Source organism: Microcoleus sp. BM001215392, assembly GCF_036700185.1.
Classification (GTDB): Bacteria; Cyanobacteriota; Cyanobacteriia; order Cyanobacteriales; family Microcoleaceae; genus Microcoleus.
Map to the genome: position 1 here is coordinate 1 of NZ_JAUBOJ010000161.1, position 15,130 is coordinate 15,130.

Sequence of the window (15,130 nt, forward strand, 5' to 3'; positions counted from 1 at the left end):
CTGTCCCCCCCTTCTTAAGGGGGGCTAGGGGGGATCTGGCCTTAATAGTCAAACAACCGTCTCTGACTGGGTTTAACGTTAAGTTGACACCTATGGACAATGCCGTGTCCCTACAATCGATCGCGGTAGGGAAACGGCACTGCCGTGTCCTCTATATCATTCCGGTGCAACCGGAATTGATATAAAATCGAGCTATCAGCTTTTCGACTGTCAACAGTCAACTGTCAACAGTCAACAGTTAACTGTCAACTATCCGCTACTTAACAGTCTTGAACGTATCCAGTTTGCCAGTAAATCGGTTGATAAACATCTGCAAAACAGTCCGCTTGCCGATATTGATGTTAGAACTTATGGCCATTCCCGACTGCAAGTTAACTTCCTGTTCATTTGACTTGCCCTTATTCAAGACAAACTTTTGATTCTTGAGCTTAATTTTGGTTTTGAAAGAGTAGTATTTCCGCAGTTCAGTAGGAGGCTCAGCATCCTTGCTAATCTCTTTCACTTCACCCTCTGCCGTACCAAATTCCATTGCCGGGAAAGCCTCAACATTCACCTCCACAGGCACGCATTCGTATTTCGTCAGACCCAACTTCTCTCTATTAACTTCCTTCTCAGGACACACGCAGCTTTTACCTTTTTCACAGTCAATCTTTTCTCCATCTAATTGTTTGCCATGATACTTCTCTAATTTTTCACGCTTTTGTTTCAAAGCATCCAAGATCAGAGCTACGTTGCTGTTTTCCAGGTAAACGACTGCTTGCAGACCGTTTTCGTCGTCCAAAACCTTGAGCAGCTTCTCGGTTTGCTGCGCTTCATAATAAGCTTCTTCGCAGCGTGCTGGGCGGGGTTCCCCTGGCTTCACCACTGAGTTAATAATTGATTGACATATCGGATCTTTGGCTAGATCCAACTTAGCTTTCTCCTTCTTAGAAGGTTTCAAATCGAAGATAACGCCGGATACCGGAGCCTTTAGCACTTGAGTATCGCGGGTTTGTTGTGCTTTTTCTAGCTGAGCGTTTACCTCAGACAGCTTTTTCAGGTTTTCCACTTTGAAGCGGCTGAGTTGAGAATCGCTGCTGGCAATTTGTTTCTGGTTTTCAGCAATTTTGCTGTAAAGTTCTTTGGCCCAGGAATCCTTAGTGTTTTTCAACTGTTCTTGGGCGCGGGCGATAGACTCCTGAATGCGCGCTTGCTCTCCTTGCTGGCGCTGTACTTCAGCGGTAATTTTTTGGATGTCACCTTGACGCGCATTCATTTCGCCTTTGCGCGTGTTGATTTCACCGAGGCGCGTGTTGATTTCGCCTTTGCGGGCGTTGATTTCACCTTCGCGCTGCTTGATTTGATCTTGCTGTTTGAGAACTTCGCTTTGGCCTCTGAAAACGTCTTGTTCCTGTTTTTCTTTTTGCAGTTCTGCGATCGCTCCTTGCTCTACCAGCGGCGTCAGTCTGCCCAAAATGCCTTGATTGGACTTCAATACTTGTTGGGACTTCGCTAGCTGTTCGTCAGCCAGTTGTTTCTGCGCCTCGGAAGATTTTATTTGCTCTTTTGAAGATTCTAACTGCTGCTTGGCATAATTTAATTGGTTCTCAGCAAAACCCAATTGTTGCACTGCTACATTCATTTGAGCCTCGGCTGATTTCTGAGAATCCTCGGCTTGCTTGAGTTGTTTTTCCAACTCTTGAACTTGACCTTGGGCTGCGGCGACGCGAGACAGAAATTCCGATCGATAATTCACATACAGTCCTTGCTGGGCTGCATCAAAATTTCCGCTGGCTCCCCGGCCGAGGTACAGCTCGTCAATCAAAGCTTGCAGCACTTGATTTTGTGCCCCGAGGCTCTGTCTGTCCTTAATTGTGGATTCTAGGTTGGAAGGAATAGCGCCTTGAACTTTGCCGCTGACGACATCTTCGTAAAATTTGTTTTCTTTTTCCAGCGCTTCTTTTGTTTTCTTAATCGATGTTAAATCAGCAGTGGGTGCAAGGGGGTTAAAAGTGAGCAGGGGCTGGTTTTTTTCCACGCGATCGCCATTTTCAACGTGAAGTCTCACCACAGCACCCGTAGCAGGCGCTTGGATGTCTCTGGCGCCATCTTTGAGTTCCAATTGACCGACTGCTGGGACAGCTTGCTCGACGCTAGCAAAATAAGCCCAAACTACACCCGAAGTGGTCATCAGCATGATCATCCACAAAAACAAGTGCGACCAAATCGCTGGTTTTTCAAGAATGATTGGTTGCTCAGAAAGAATTACCGATTTCATAGCCATATGTTATTTTTGAATGGGTTATTGGTTATTGGTTATTAGTTATTGGTTATTAGTTATTATTACAGACAAATAACAACTAACTAATAACAACTAACTAATAACAACTGACTACTGACTAAGTATTCGATGACTCTTGTTGTTGGAACAGGCAATAATAGCGTCCTTTAAGAGCCATTAATTCTTTATGACTTCCCTGTTCAACTACAGAGCCTTGATCCATCATAATAATTACGTCGGCGTTTTGGATGGTAGTCAGGCGGTGAGTGATGAAAAATACCGTGCGGCCGGCGAAAGCTTCTGCTAAGTTATTGCAAACTTGGCGTTCGGAATGGTAGTCCAGGGCGCTTGTAGCTTCGTCCAAAATCAGCAGTTTCGGGTTTTGCAAAATCGTCCGGGCGATCGCCAAACGCTGTCTTTGACCCCCAGAAAGTGACGCACCGCGTTCTCCCACTATCGTATTGTAGCCAGCCGGCAAGCCCATGATAAAGTCGTGAGCTACCGCTAGTTTGGCTGCTCGCACAATCTCATCCGTGCTTGCATCGGGATTGCTCAGAGCAATATTTTCCTGCACAGAACAGTTAAACAGCAAAGTATCTTGCAGCACCACCCCAAGCTGACTGCGCAGCGAGTACAGTTCCACCTTAGCAATGTCATAGCCGTCAATAAAAATCCGGCCCGACAGCGGCGCATAAAGACGCTGCAACAGCTTCATCGCCGTACTTTTACCGGAACCGCTTCCCCCGACAATTCCCACAAAACTGCCCGCAGGAAATTCCAAATTGACATTCGCCAGTTGCAGCGGGCCGCTTTCGAGGAATCGGAAAGAAACCTCTTCATACGTAACCTGCCCTTTAATTTCCGGCAGCGGGATATTGCTGCGGTCTTCTTCGCTGGTTTCTGTAGGCTTATCGACGATATCCTTAAGCATATCGATCGACATCGAGACTTCTTGGAAACTTTGCCACACGCTGACGAACCTGAGCAGCGAACCCGTCACGTTACCGGAAATAATTCGGAAAGCAATCAACTGACCCAAAGTAATGTCATTTTTTAGTACCAAATAAGCTCCCACCCACAACTGAGCTAAGTTACCCACCTGGTTTAAAAAGCTGCTAATCGTACCTGCCGTAGTCCCGGTGATAATTGTCTTAAAACTGGCTGTAATGTATTTTGCGTAGCGGCTAGACCACTCCCAGCGGGATTTTAATTCAATATTTTGAGCCTTAACAGTTTGAATTCCGCTGACTACTTCTACTAGATAAGATTGAGAGTCAGCAAAACGCATATTTCTCTGTTTGATCAGGCGCAGAACCAGCGGATTGATCAGAATAATCATCAGCGCTAGTATGGGTACCACTGCCAAAGATACGAAGGTTAGCTGCACGCTGTAGGAAAGCATCACGGCGACGTAAACCACCGAAAATACTGCATCAAGAACCACTGTCAGAGCTGTGCTCGTCATGAATTCCCGAATCTGGCCCATCATGCTAAATTTGTAAACCAGGTCTCCCACGCGCCGGTTGTCAAAGTAATTCTGGGGCAGCCGGAGCAAGTGGTCGATTACCTCCGCACTCAATTTGACATCAATGCGGTTGGAAGTATCTATAAATAAGAAGGTGCGCAAGCCGTTTAGCAGTCCTTCAAATAGGGCAACACCTAACAGAAACGCACCCAAAATATCCAAGGTGTCGATGCTGCGCTGACCCAATACTTTATCAATAATTACTTGGCTGATTAAAGGGTTTGCCAGACCAAATAATTGTACAAAAAACGAGGCTAGCAATACCTCAAAAAACACTGTTTTGTGTTCCATCAGCGCCGGTACAAACCACCAGAAACTGAACTGCTCTTTTTGTTCAACTTGGGGAGCTTGCAGCAGCAGGACTTCTCCCTGTTCTCCCCAGATTTCTTTAAACTGAGGTACCCGCTTCCGCATCAGCCCTTTTTCTGGGCTAGCTAGCACCAATTCTTGCTCGGTAATGCTGTAAATAATGGCAAAGCTGTCTTCCCATTTAATCATTACCGGGGCTTTGATGCGGTTGATGGCTTCTGCTGGCACTTGTGCCAATTGGGGAGTCAGGCCGATGCTTTGGGCGATCGCCCCACAGGCTTGCAGATTGATAATACCAGCGGTTTTTAACTGATTTTCTAGAACTTTGCGGATGATATCTCGACGAAATTTGATGCCGAAATACTTGCTCAACATTTGGAAGCAAGCTAGCGGAGCATCTATTTGCCCTCTGCCGCGGAAAACAGGGTATTTGGCCGTATCTGGTGATTCGATGCCGGGGTCTGGGGGGGTAGGGGGGCCGATGGGTACACCGCCCTCGCCGCCAATCTTGAGGCCTCCCTTTTTCTCGCCTTCTGGCTCGTCAATTGGGGGAACTGCTGGCTCGGTTTGGACCTCTGATGGTTCCCGGAAGCCGACCAAGCGGGCACCGGCGTTGCCTTCTACTTTTAATGATTTGGCTGCGTTTTCGACAGAGAAGCGGCTGCCGGTGGGAAACTCGCCCAACACGCCGCTGCTGACTAGCCAAATGCGATCGGCATCTAGTTCTTTAGCGAGGTCTTGAGTTTTTTTGTTACCCTTGGGGACGTTGACAACTGTCGCATCTTGCCAAGCTTGCCGAGTTAGTTCCTTGAGATCCGAAGTGCCGTCGGCTTGGCGCTGCAATTCCAGGCTCAACAGTTCAAATACTTCGCTCAAGGAAGAGTGAGCGTGAAAAGCTTCTCCAAATGTCGGCTGTTTTTCGAGTACGTTCAGAAAATCTTCAGCAGGTAGGACGATCGCAATTACATCTGTAGAGGCGATCGCAGTTTCGCAGGGAACCCCCCTGAGCAAGCCAGCCCAGCCGAGAATTTCCTTTGACTGCACTAAGCGCAAACTGACGTGGCGTTGCGATCTTTGGTCAAAGCCCAGCAGCCGGGCCTGACCTTGATAGATAATTGCCACCTGAGTGGGCATTTTTTCCCGTTCAAACAGGGGTTGTCCCGTCCGGTAGCCTAGGAGCTGGCATTTAGCCACCAAGGCCGTCAGAGCCGTCTCTGACAGTCGGTCAAAGGGAGGTGTTTGAGCTAAGAAATCCTGAATTTGGGTGAGGGAAACAGCGGAAGAAGTCATGATATTGAAGACACGGAAGAGAGGGGCTGTAGCGGGCCTATTTGCGATATTTGTTCGGCAACCCAAGTTTCAAAGAGTTCGTTAATCAGGTGCAGCCGCATCGATTCGTCGAGCTGGGCTGGTATGAACTTTTCTAGTCGAATAATTACCATCCATTCTGCCAGAGGGCGCGGCGTCCAAAGTTGATTTGGCTGGCTGACGGACAAAAGTTTACTAATTGCCGGGTGGGGCTGACTCAAGGGTACTGGGCCCAAAAGACCGCCGGACTTCGACTCTGGGCCTTCGGAGAAGTCGCGCGCCACTTCGGCAAAGGTTTGTTCCCCTTCGAGGATGCGAAAGTAAAGTTCGTTTGCCAGTGCTGGATTTTTGGTGCGCACCAGGGAATAGACTACGTGGTCTAGGCTGGCTTTGCGGGTTAAAAAATAATTATCTACTTTATGTCTCCAAGTTTCTTGCTTAAATTTTTCGATCAGCAAGGGCCTGACGGCCATGTCTTGAAGTTCTTCTACTGTCATATTTTGGCTGCGCAGCCAAGCTTCTTTGGCATCCGGGGCTGTCAGTTGGTGCTGTGCCAGAAAGTTTTCGACGGCGGAGGTGCGTTCTTCGTCGCTGCTGCTAAATGGTGCGATGGCTTGATCGATGATTACACCCCGCAAGAATTGGGGCATCAACTGGTAACGCTTCAGGAGCGATGGCATATCCTGAGCTTGCAGTAATTTATCGCCTATTTGAAAAAGTCCTGTCATTTTTTAATCTCCAACTGACTTGCGCTTCCCCTTTTATTAATCTAGCTGTGGCAGGAAACTCGCTTCAACCACTAACCCCTCAATCTCCCGATGATAGCAGAGCGTCAAGAAAGCTAGCGCTTTTGCTGTCTATTTCTTGACGCTTTGCATCCTGACGGTGTTCCTTTCAAATAGTTTGCCTATCTGATGGGAGTAAGCGCGGCTGTCGAGAATTTTGGGGTTAGCCGCCATTGCGTGCTGGACTCGATCCCGATAGTGCCGGCGCAGTTCTGGGCCCGTTCCCAGTGCTGTACTCATCTCTACATAAGAGTTCTCGCTGTTTGTTACCAGTTCCGGAAGTAACAGTTCTGCGAGAACTGCTGCTGATTGGCACGATCGACTTTTTTTCCCTGCTCTGACAACTACAGGCAACCCGACTAATAGCGGTGCTGCTAAGGAGCAGGCACTGCTGTATGGATAGGAGTCTAAATATATATCAGCTAATTCCAGACATTTTATGCAATCTGCCTGATTTGGTAGCGCTCGTATCACAACTACGCGCTGTTTGTCAATCCCAAATTCCCCGAAGGTCGATCGAATTTGGTTGTAAAAAGGCAGCGTCGGATAGTTTTCGGTACGGGAGCCAAAGGGATATAAAACTAAAATAGAATTCGGTACGGCTGCAATAATTTTGGCCCAAGTTTCTCGCAATTCTGGGATAATTGTCAAAGCCGGAGCACAGGACACAAAAACTACAGATTCATCGGTGGCTCCCCAACTGCTGCGAGTCGGTTCAACTGTCGCAGGCGCCGATGTTAAAGGATAGCTGAAACACACTCCGGAGCCTTCTTTAGAAATTAATTTTTCGCGATACTCGGCTGCTGCGCCTGCGGGTAATGCCAAATCTCCAGCAATTAAATAATCGATATGGCGGGCGCCAGTGGTGGCGCCAGTTGAGGCGGCGGTAGCCATTTGTACCCGCGCCAGTCGGTGCAAGCACAGCAGCGCGGTTGGTTGGGAGGTGTCGGTGGTATTAGTGCAAATTAGCAGAATATCTAAATCGTGCGATCGAATTTCCTGTAGTTGCTCGGGCAAATCTGCCGACAGTTTCACTAGCTTGTCGGCACAACTTCCGCAATATTTCGCCAGTTGCTCGTCTTCTACCTGGAAATAATACAGGATAATTTCAAATTTGTCTCGATCTAAATATTCAAAATTCGGAATGGCCGCAAAAGTCTCTAATTGGGCACTAATTTTATCAAGCAAGAATCCCACTCTAATTTTAGTGGGTTCCGATGCTCTCTGAGAAAAATCCCAGTCTATTTGAGAGCCAAGATTTTGCAAATGAAATTCCCAAATATCAGCTCGGTGATTCAATACATCCAGCAGATTTGCCTCGCTTAAATACAAAGCTTGTAAACTAACACTCTTCGCCATAAAAGCCGCCACATAACGCCAAACTTCCACCTCGGGAAAACTGGCGATATTAGCAGCGACGTACTGGATTAGCTGCTGCAAATATTCCGCGTAACTTGCGACTTCTCCCTTTTGTGAAAAACATCTGGGAGACTGAAATAGAAATTTCAGAAACTCGTCAAAAAACCACTGGGGAATGGCTGCATTTTTATATTGTAGCGGTAACTGATAAGCATCGCAGTACAGCATCGCTGCCAGAAAATATTGAATGTTATCGGCAGTTTCCCCTGACAAAGCAAGTTTCGAGGATAACTGCTGGACAAAACTTTGCTCTGACTCGGTTAAAGTTTCATGTTTGAGGTTGCTATCTAAAAGTAAGTTATGAGCTTTTCCCGGTTCTTGCGAGTAAGCAGTTTCTGATTTTTCGGCAGACAAATTTAGCCAATGTTCAGCTAATTGTCGGCGGTATTGGCGCAGTTGCGCGATAACAGAATCGTTGGAAGGGGCTTTTTTGTACTGTGCAATTAGCGCTGACAATTCTGATAAATTAGGCTGGGTTCTCAATGCCAACTTTTGGCGAATTTTGTTGGTAATTTGGGGAGTTAAGAAACTGTATTCAGAATGCTTTAGTAATTTTTTATAAAATCTGACGACATCTTTATGATTTTCCCCAGCCGCGAAGTTTTTCCAGGTTTGTTGTTCGGGATGAATTCGCAGTGACGAGAGTTTTTCGTCTACAAATCCGATGTGATAGTTGCCCATAATCCGCCACCACATATCTAAGTCTACATACTGAGATAATCCCGAATCAAATAATCCTATTTCGGCAAAGACTCGGGTAGCAATTAAGACGGTGCTGGGCTCGCCAATTTTGTTAATGGGGTTATTCAAACAGTTAGCATCTGCTAGCAATTCTTTTCCGGGCTGAATTGATTTTAAATTTGACCAATTTTTGTGCAAATCTTTAATTGATTGGGAAGCTCTGCGCAAAACCGGGTGAGATTCATCTGCGGCGATGGTGATGCCGCGCGGCGAGAAAACCATTCCTATGTCTGGGTTTTGCTGGGCGACGGCGACCATTTTCTCGATACATTCTGGTGCGAGCAAGTCGTCTTGAAATAGAAATTTGATGTATTCACCTTTTGCTTGCTCGATGCAGAAGTTCCAGTTTTGCGATAAGCCGTAGTTGCGGTGGAGGATGATGCGGAAATCGGCGGTTGTTTGGGATAGGAATGATTGGGCGATCGCAATTGTGCGGTCTGTGGAGCCGTCGTCGGATACAATCAGTTCTATGTTAGGGTACGTTTGGGCGATCGCGCTTTTGATTGTTTCCTCAATAAATGCTTCTCCGTTGTACGTCGGAATGCAAATGCTTACCAAAGGCTGCCAGTTTGGTAATTGAGCTTTTGATTGACTTTTGGGCTGTGATGGCGACAAGTCAGCCTTAATTTTTGCAGACTTCGCTTTTACCATTCGTGACAGAGGCAAACTTTGAAAGTTATCCGTAATCTCGGCAATATATTCAAGACGTTTTCTAATTTTGTCACCCGCGACTTGCGGGCTGAATAAAGTTTGAATTTCCTCAGCAGCTACCGCTCCAATTTCTTGAGCGTTTTGGTAATTGTTAAAGACGTACTGCATTAAATCAGCAGCGTGTTCGATATCCGGTTGAGCCCAAATATTGCCTTTTTTGTAAGGGCCGAAATCTTCCTCAATGGGAATTAATTTATACCTGACTAAAAAGCTATTGCCGACATTCATAAATTCTGTATTTGATGAATAACCGGTGGCAATTACGGGTTTGCCGTAAAACATCGCTTCAGCCATTGTCAAGCCGAATCCTTCGCAGCGGTGCAGGGATACGTAACAGTCGCAAGCGTCAAGCAAACCGTTAATTTGATTTTTTGATAAATACCCGTCTAGGTGTTTGATATTTGGACAATTTGCTAGGGCTGAGTTTAAGGATGCTTGAGCCTGTGTAAATTTGTTTGAGTTAGAAGATTTGACAATCAACAATACGCGGTCATTTTCGCCGAAAGCTTGTTTAAATGCTTGAATAGTAGCTAAAGTATTTTTGCGCTCGATGCGGCTGGAAAAGTCAAATACAAACAGAAAAATAAATTTATCTTTAGGCAAATGCAGGGCTTCCCTGCTGATGGAAGGTGCGGCGAGAGCAATACTCGGCATGATTTTGATGACAGGAATTGGCGAGACTTGCGAAATAGCTTCGGCACAATAATTGCTGTAAGTCCATATTTCGTGAAAATGATTAAATGCTGCTTGCCATTCGGCAGGAAATCTGGGAAGTTCCCAGGCCCAAAAGCCGATGTTATATTTGTTGTCAAAATAGCTGGTACCTGTATATTTGATAAAGGTTGCAACTTCGTCGGCGTTGACTTGAATTAAGTTTACTGGATGGGGATTGTCCAAGCTGAAATTTTGATAGGTGGTGTCTTGCTTGCGGTGGGTACTGCGGGTAAAATTGTTCATGGTGAAGGGAATTCCGGCGGCTTCTACAGCTCTGATGTTGGCTCTTACTCCTTCTCCTATGCCAAATTCGCCGTTGATGTAGCCGGTGATGTTGATTCCTAGATTTGGGTTCATTGTTTTTAGTGTTAATTTTTGGCGAAAAAAGCTGAATTAAGCGCAGGTGTTAATTCGGATAAGGGAGATAAAGGGTTGAGATTAAATGATAGTTTTGCTGAATATTTGCTAACATATAGCGATTCGCGAACAAGATTTAAATTAACCGCAGAGGACGCAGAGGACTCAGAGTTAGAGAAGAGAGGGAAGAAAAAGAGTTGGTAACTGAAAATTTAGTTCTTGACAAATGTGCCGATCGCCATTGTATACTGGCATCGCAATGCTGACGTTCGGCACAGTTGTCTGCCGGCAGCGGTTGTTCAGTTTTATTTTACGATAAATTAATCAGGAATTTTAGGTAAAGTGATCGATCGCCTCCACCACGACCTCCTCAAACTGCTACCGCCGGATGCTAAAGTCATTGTGGAAATTGGCTGCGGTACGGGTTCTAGGGGCGAACAGTACAAGTCGCTCAATCCCCACTGTCAGTATATTGGCATTGAGCGCGATCGCCAAAAAGCGAAAATTGCGGTCGATCGGCTAAACTGGGTGATGGTAGCCGATATTGAAGAACTTGCGATCGCCAGTCTCGACATCGCCCCCGGAAGCGTCGATTGCTTGGTTTTTGGCGACTTGTTACCCTATCTCAAAAACCCGTGGGATATTCTCAATCAGTACAGTGCTTTACTTAATCCTGACGGTCAAATTTTCGCGAGAATTCCCAACGTTCAATATTGGCGGCGCATTGTCAATCTGTTGCGGGGACATTGGGAAAATCCCGACAGCAAGATGCGTCACTGGTTTACTCTAGAAAGTATTAAATCATTATTTGCTGCTGCCGGATTGCAAGTTTATGAATTGCAAGGAAAGGGACACAAAACGGAAAACTTTGCCGAATTTCAGCAATTAATTCATCCCATCGTGAAAGCCTTAGAGCTTAAATCCAGCGATTTTGCTACGGAAACGGGTGCTGAATATTATATCGTGCGATCGACTAAATCGACCTTGCCGCCGCGCAGATTGCTGATCCAAACTATTATTATGGCTCCTACAGGGTGCGATCGCGTGCGAGTTCTGGAACCCGACAAATTTAGCGCTACAATTCCTGGTGTCCGCACCGCATCCGCTGTCAAAGCAGCCGAATTAATAGCGCCGCTACCAGGAGAAGAAAAAGTCTTCATTTGGCAGCGCACAATCATGCAATATCCTGCTTATATTCCCAAACTCAAAGAACTGTTGCAACAAGGCTATTTAATAGTAGCCGAAATCGACGACAACCCGATCCGCCGCCGCGAATACGCAGACAACAATTACCTCAGCTATCGCGGCTGTCACTGCGTTCAAACTACCACAGAACCGCTAGCCAAAATTTTGCGGCACTACAATCATAATGTTGCCGTATTTCCCAATCAATTAGCTTATCTACCTCCGCCGCGAATTTATCCAGCAGAACATACAGTGACGATATTTTTTGGCGCGCTCAACCGCGAAAATGATTGGCAGCCAATTATGGCAGCACTGAATCGAGTTTTGGTCGCACACAAACACCGAATTCGAGTTAAAGTAATTCACGACCGCAGATTTTTTGAATCCTTGGAAATACAGGACAAGGAATTTGAATTATTTTGCAGTTACGAACGCTATCAAGAAATTATGTACAGTTGCGATATCGCTTTGCTGCCGCTCGTTTCCAACCCGGTTAACGAAATGAAATCTGACTTGAAATTCATTGAATGTGCAGCGCGGGGAGTAGCAGTTTTGGCAAGTCCTACTGTGTACGAACATTCGATTGTCGAAGGTGAAACCGGATTGATTTACAAACACGAAAAAGAGTTTGAAATCAAGCTAAATTCGCTGATTTCTGACACTGCTATGCGCCAGGAAATAGCTACGAATGCTTACGAATGGGTGCGCCACAACCGCTTGCTGTCCGGGCACTACCACCAGCGCCGAGACTGGTACTTGCAAATGCGAGATCAGTTGCCGCGTTTAAATGCCGAGTTGCGCGATCGGCTGCCAGAGTTGTTTAGCGACTAACTGCGGTAAAATTTATAGGGCTTATTGTGCAATACGCTTGCGATCGAATAAAACGGCGGTTGAAACCGCGTCTACACAAACAATGTCTGCCTCCGCAGACTCAAGAATGAAGATTTGACCTAGGGTTGAAACCGATAGCTCTTCAACCTACTCCCGTCAGGTTTTGTCTGTAATAGACGCGGTTTCAACCGCCCGGTATTCTGTTTTATTGTTTTATTGTTTAATTTTTTAATTGTTAATCCACACAAATGCGAATCCTATTCACTATTGCTCACTTCTACAATCCCAGCGGCGACGGGAAACACGCTTCCCAGCGGAATGACCCGCAACCGCGACTGAATGCTTTAACTGCTTGCGTGACATCGCTGCAAGCTTTGTACGGCAAATCTCAGTCAATGATTCACATTGGTGAATGTGCCACTATCGCAGCAAATCAATCTCAAAAGCACGAAATTGATATTGTGGTTTGCACTACTCAAGGCTATCATCTGTTGCCTGAATTGCCGATTCAGCCGAGGTCTTTTATGCACCACGCTACCAAATGCGAACCGCTGCTGTTGGGGTTTGAGTGTCAAGCGGTTTTGCGAGCCTGTCTTGACAAATACGATTATTTTTGTTATTTGGAAGATGATTTAATTCTACACGATCCGTGGTTTTTTAGTAAATTAAATTGGTTTACGCATCACGGCGGACATGGAAATTTGCTGCAACCAAATCGCTATGAAATATCGCCTCAAGGTGCTGTTTTTAAAGCATATATTGATGGTGATTTAAATGTAACAGCTACTGCTAAATTTCAAAATGTGGAGGAGCACCCGCAGCTCTTGGGGAAAATTATGGAACAGCGTATCTCTTTCGATCGGGCTTTAAATCCTCATTCTGGCTGCTATTTTTTGAATGCGGAACAGATGGCGCACTGGGCGAAGCAGTCTCATTTTTTGGACAGGGATACTAGCTTTATCGGCCCGCTGGAAAGTGCGGCGACTTTGGGAATTATGCGCACTTTTAGGGTTTATAAGTCCAATCCGGCCTATGCTAATTTTTTGGAAATTCAGCATTTTGGGGCGAGTTTTCTGAAGTTGATTGGTAATAAGGTGAGGATTTCGGAAGAAGGATGAGTTAAGATATTCATGTAAGCTGCAATACTTGAGAGGTAGCATGACCCCGGCAACCGAAAAGATTGTCCTTCCCTCTCCCTTCCCCGACCACACTCAACTGCCAGAGGAAGACGGCACTTTCGTGAAGAATTTTCAGGAGCATCCCCAGAGTATTATTTTGACTGATTCGATCGGCTCGGTATTGGAGGGGCTTCATCCCGATGGGCAATATGCTATAGGGCAAGACTGTGGCATCTACTGGCGAGAAACTGACCCGCTTGAAAAGGGAGCAGAAGCTCCAGACTGGTTCTACGTGCCGAATGTGCCACCAACATTAGGAAATCAGATCCGTCGCTCTTACGTGCTGTGGCGGGAATTCATGGCTCCGATGATTGCTTTGGAGTTCGCATCAGGAGATGGTTCAGAAGAGCGGGACACAACCCCACTATCGTACTCGGAAGTTGGAGCGACGCAAAGGCCTGGGAAGTTTTGGGTATATGAGCGGATTGTGCGGATTCCGTATTATGGCATCTATGAGATCAATAGTGGCAGGCTGGAGGTTTACAGCCTGAACAATGGGTTTTACCAGCAGTTGCTTCCGAACGATCGCGGTCATTATCCGATCGCCCCAATGGGCGTAGAATTAGGACTGTGGCAAGGCAGTTATCAAAACCAGACACTTCTGTGGCTGCGGTGGTGGGACAGCGAGGGCAATTTGCTGCTGACAGGTACAGAACGAGCTTCCTTAGCAGAGCAGGCTTTGAGTGCAGAAGCCGAAGCACGGCGGGATGCGATCCCTCGGTTGTTGGCAATGGGATTGAATACTGAGCAAGTGGCAGAAGCACTGGGTTTATCAGTAGAGGAAGTTAGGCAGCATCCACAATCTTGATGTCGCTTTGATTAAGAAGTCAAAACATCGCCAATCTTCACTGTGCCGCTGTTGAGGATTTTGGCTAAAACTCCTGTTTGTGCGTGACCGAATTCTTGTTGTAGTAAACTTAGTAGGGCTAGATCTCGATCGCCTGTTTGTGGATTCACTTCTATGTTGACACAGCGACCGATTGGTGCTGTCACTTCGATCCGCGCCTCGCCTAATTGAAACTGTTTTCCGATTAACTCAAATTCCGACCAAGCTTCCATGCCTTCTAACACAATGTTCGGGCGAAATCGGCGCACGTCAATGTTTTGGCGGGCGATCTCGGTTAATTGGTCTAATGTGGCTTGACTCAGGAGAGAAATATGTACCGGTTGTCGATCGGGATAACGAGTTTCGCCGCTGCTGTCGCCCACTAAGCGCAAAGGTGCAAGCTGCGGGTGTCTCGCTTCTTTTGTCGGTTGAATTTCCGCCAGATATTCGGTGAAAAATGTGCTGGTGCGATCGCGCCCCGCCGCTGTATTAGTCTCTGCTGACAAGACTGCAACTCCTTGACGCTTGACTGTTAAAACAGCCGTTTCCGGTTGATAATGGCACTCTAAAGCTGCTAACAGAGGCCAATCGTTTTGAACCGCCAAATATTTTTTGCTCATCCAAGGCGCGTTTTCGGCGGGTATGTTTGCAGCTTCCAGATTATCTGCAAACATCAGTGCAAAAGCGCGATCGCCCTTAATTCCGTGTCCTGCTGTTAAAGCAAACTCCGACATTTCTTGAGGTGTCAGCCCTTTAATTGGATAAGTGAATAACTGTTTGATTGTTGCTAATGTCATAAATTTTCCGAAGTTACTACAATTTTAACTCTCACTCTTGTCCCCCTTGATTAAGGGGAGCTAGCGGGGATCGAATATGTGCCGCCAACCTTAATAAAATTGCTATAAAAAAATGTCATAAATTTTCCGAAGTTACTACAATTTTAACTCTCACTCTTGTCCCCCCCTTACAGATCGGAAGAGC

The 15,130-nt window shown here is 46.3% G+C and carries 9 protein-coding genes; 4 read left to right on the forward strand and 5 right to left on the reverse strand.

What is annotated here, in order from left to right:
* Window positions 1-185, forward strand: a 185-nt coding sequence (locus tag QT974_RS17875; protein WP_333469781.1) for a hypothetical protein, incomplete at its 5' end; no start/stop codon positions are given.
* A 71-nt stretch (window positions 186-256) separates the two neighbouring features.
* Here the strand turns inward: QT974_RS17875 and QT974_RS17880 are convergent.
* From QT974_RS17880 to QT974_RS17895, 4 genes are all read right to left on the reverse strand, one after another.
* Window positions 257-2,257, reverse strand: coding sequence for a chromosome partitioning protein ParA (locus QT974_RS17880; protein WP_333469782.1), 2,001 nt, complete (start codon window positions 2,255-2,257; stop codon window positions 257-259).
* Between the two features lie 121 nt (window positions 2,258-2,378).
* Window positions 2,379-5,384 carry a peptidase domain-containing ABC transporter gene (locus QT974_RS17885; RefSeq protein WP_333469783.1) on the reverse strand — a complete coding sequence of 1,002 codons (3,006 nt, stop codon included), beginning with the start codon at window positions 5,382-5,384 and terminating at the stop codon, window positions 2,379-2,381.
* Window positions 5,381-6,130 (reverse strand): peptidylprolyl isomerase, encoded by a 750-nt coding sequence (locus QT974_RS17890; RefSeq protein ID WP_333469784.1) that lies wholly within the window; start codon window positions 6,128-6,130, stop codon window positions 5,381-5,383. Before QT974_RS17890 ends, QT974_RS17885 begins: the two co-directional genes overlap by 4 nt.
* Window positions 6,131-6,259: 129 nt before the next feature.
* Window positions 6,260-10,129, reverse strand: a complete 3,870-nt coding sequence (locus tag QT974_RS17895) for a glycosyltransferase (RefSeq protein WP_333469785.1) — start codon at window positions 10,127-10,129, stop codon at window positions 6,260-6,262.
* 342 nt (window positions 10,130-10,471) lie between these two features.
* Between QT974_RS17895 and QT974_RS17900 the strand changes: the two genes are divergently transcribed.
* From QT974_RS17900 to QT974_RS17910, 3 genes are all read left to right on the forward strand, one after another.
* A complete protein-coding gene (locus tag QT974_RS17900) occupies window positions 10,472-12,145 on the forward strand; it encodes a methyltransferase domain-containing protein (RefSeq protein ID WP_333469786.1) in 1,674 nt (557 codons plus the stop codon).
* Window positions 12,146-12,393: 248 nt separating this feature from the next.
* Complete coding sequence (locus tag QT974_RS17905; RefSeq protein WP_333469787.1) at window positions 12,394-13,263, forward strand: calcium-binding protein; 870 nt, start codon at window positions 12,394-12,396, stop codon at window positions 13,261-13,263.
* 40 nt (window positions 13,264-13,303) lie between these two features.
* Window positions 13,304-14,131, forward strand: a complete 828-nt coding sequence (locus QT974_RS17910; protein ID WP_333469788.1) for a Uma2 family endonuclease — start codon at window positions 13,304-13,306, stop codon at window positions 14,129-14,131.
* An 11-nt stretch (window positions 14,132-14,142) separates the two neighbouring features.
* On the opposite strand, the gene QT974_RS17915 is transcribed toward QT974_RS17910, so the two are convergent.
* Window positions 14,143-14,946 (reverse strand): MOSC domain-containing protein, encoded by an 804-nt coding sequence (locus QT974_RS17915; RefSeq protein WP_333469789.1) that lies wholly within the window; start codon window positions 14,944-14,946, stop codon window positions 14,143-14,145.
* Between the last annotated feature and the right edge of the window lie 184 nt (window positions 14,947-15,130).

Excerpts from the sequence above, each read along its gene's own strand:
- QT974_RS17895 (WP_333469785.1), bottom strand. The coding sequence starts at position 10,129 with ATGAACCCAAATCTAGGAATCAACATCACCGGCTACATCAACGGCGAA.
- QT974_RS17905 (WP_333469787.1), top strand. The coding sequence starts at position 12,394 with ATGCGAATCCTATTCACTATTGCTCACTTCTACAATCCCAGCGGCGAC.
- QT974_RS17885 (WP_333469783.1), bottom strand. The coding sequence starts at position 5,384 with ATGACTTCTTCCGCTGTTTCCCTCACCCAAATTCAGGATTTCTTAGCT.
- QT974_RS17880 (WP_333469782.1), bottom strand. The coding sequence starts at position 2,257 with ATGAAATCGGTAATTCTTTCTGAGCAACCAATCATTCTTGAAAAACCA.
- QT974_RS17890 (WP_333469784.1), bottom strand. The coding sequence starts at position 6,130 with ATGACAGGACTTTTTCAAATAGGCGATAAATTACTGCAAGCTCAGGAT.
- QT974_RS17910 (WP_333469788.1), top strand. The coding sequence starts at position 13,304 with ATGACCCCGGCAACCGAAAAGATTGTCCTTCCCTCTCCCTTCCCCGAC.
- QT974_RS17915 (WP_333469789.1), bottom strand. The coding sequence starts at position 14,946 with ATGACATTAGCAACAATCAAACAGTTATTCACTTATCCAATTAAAGGG.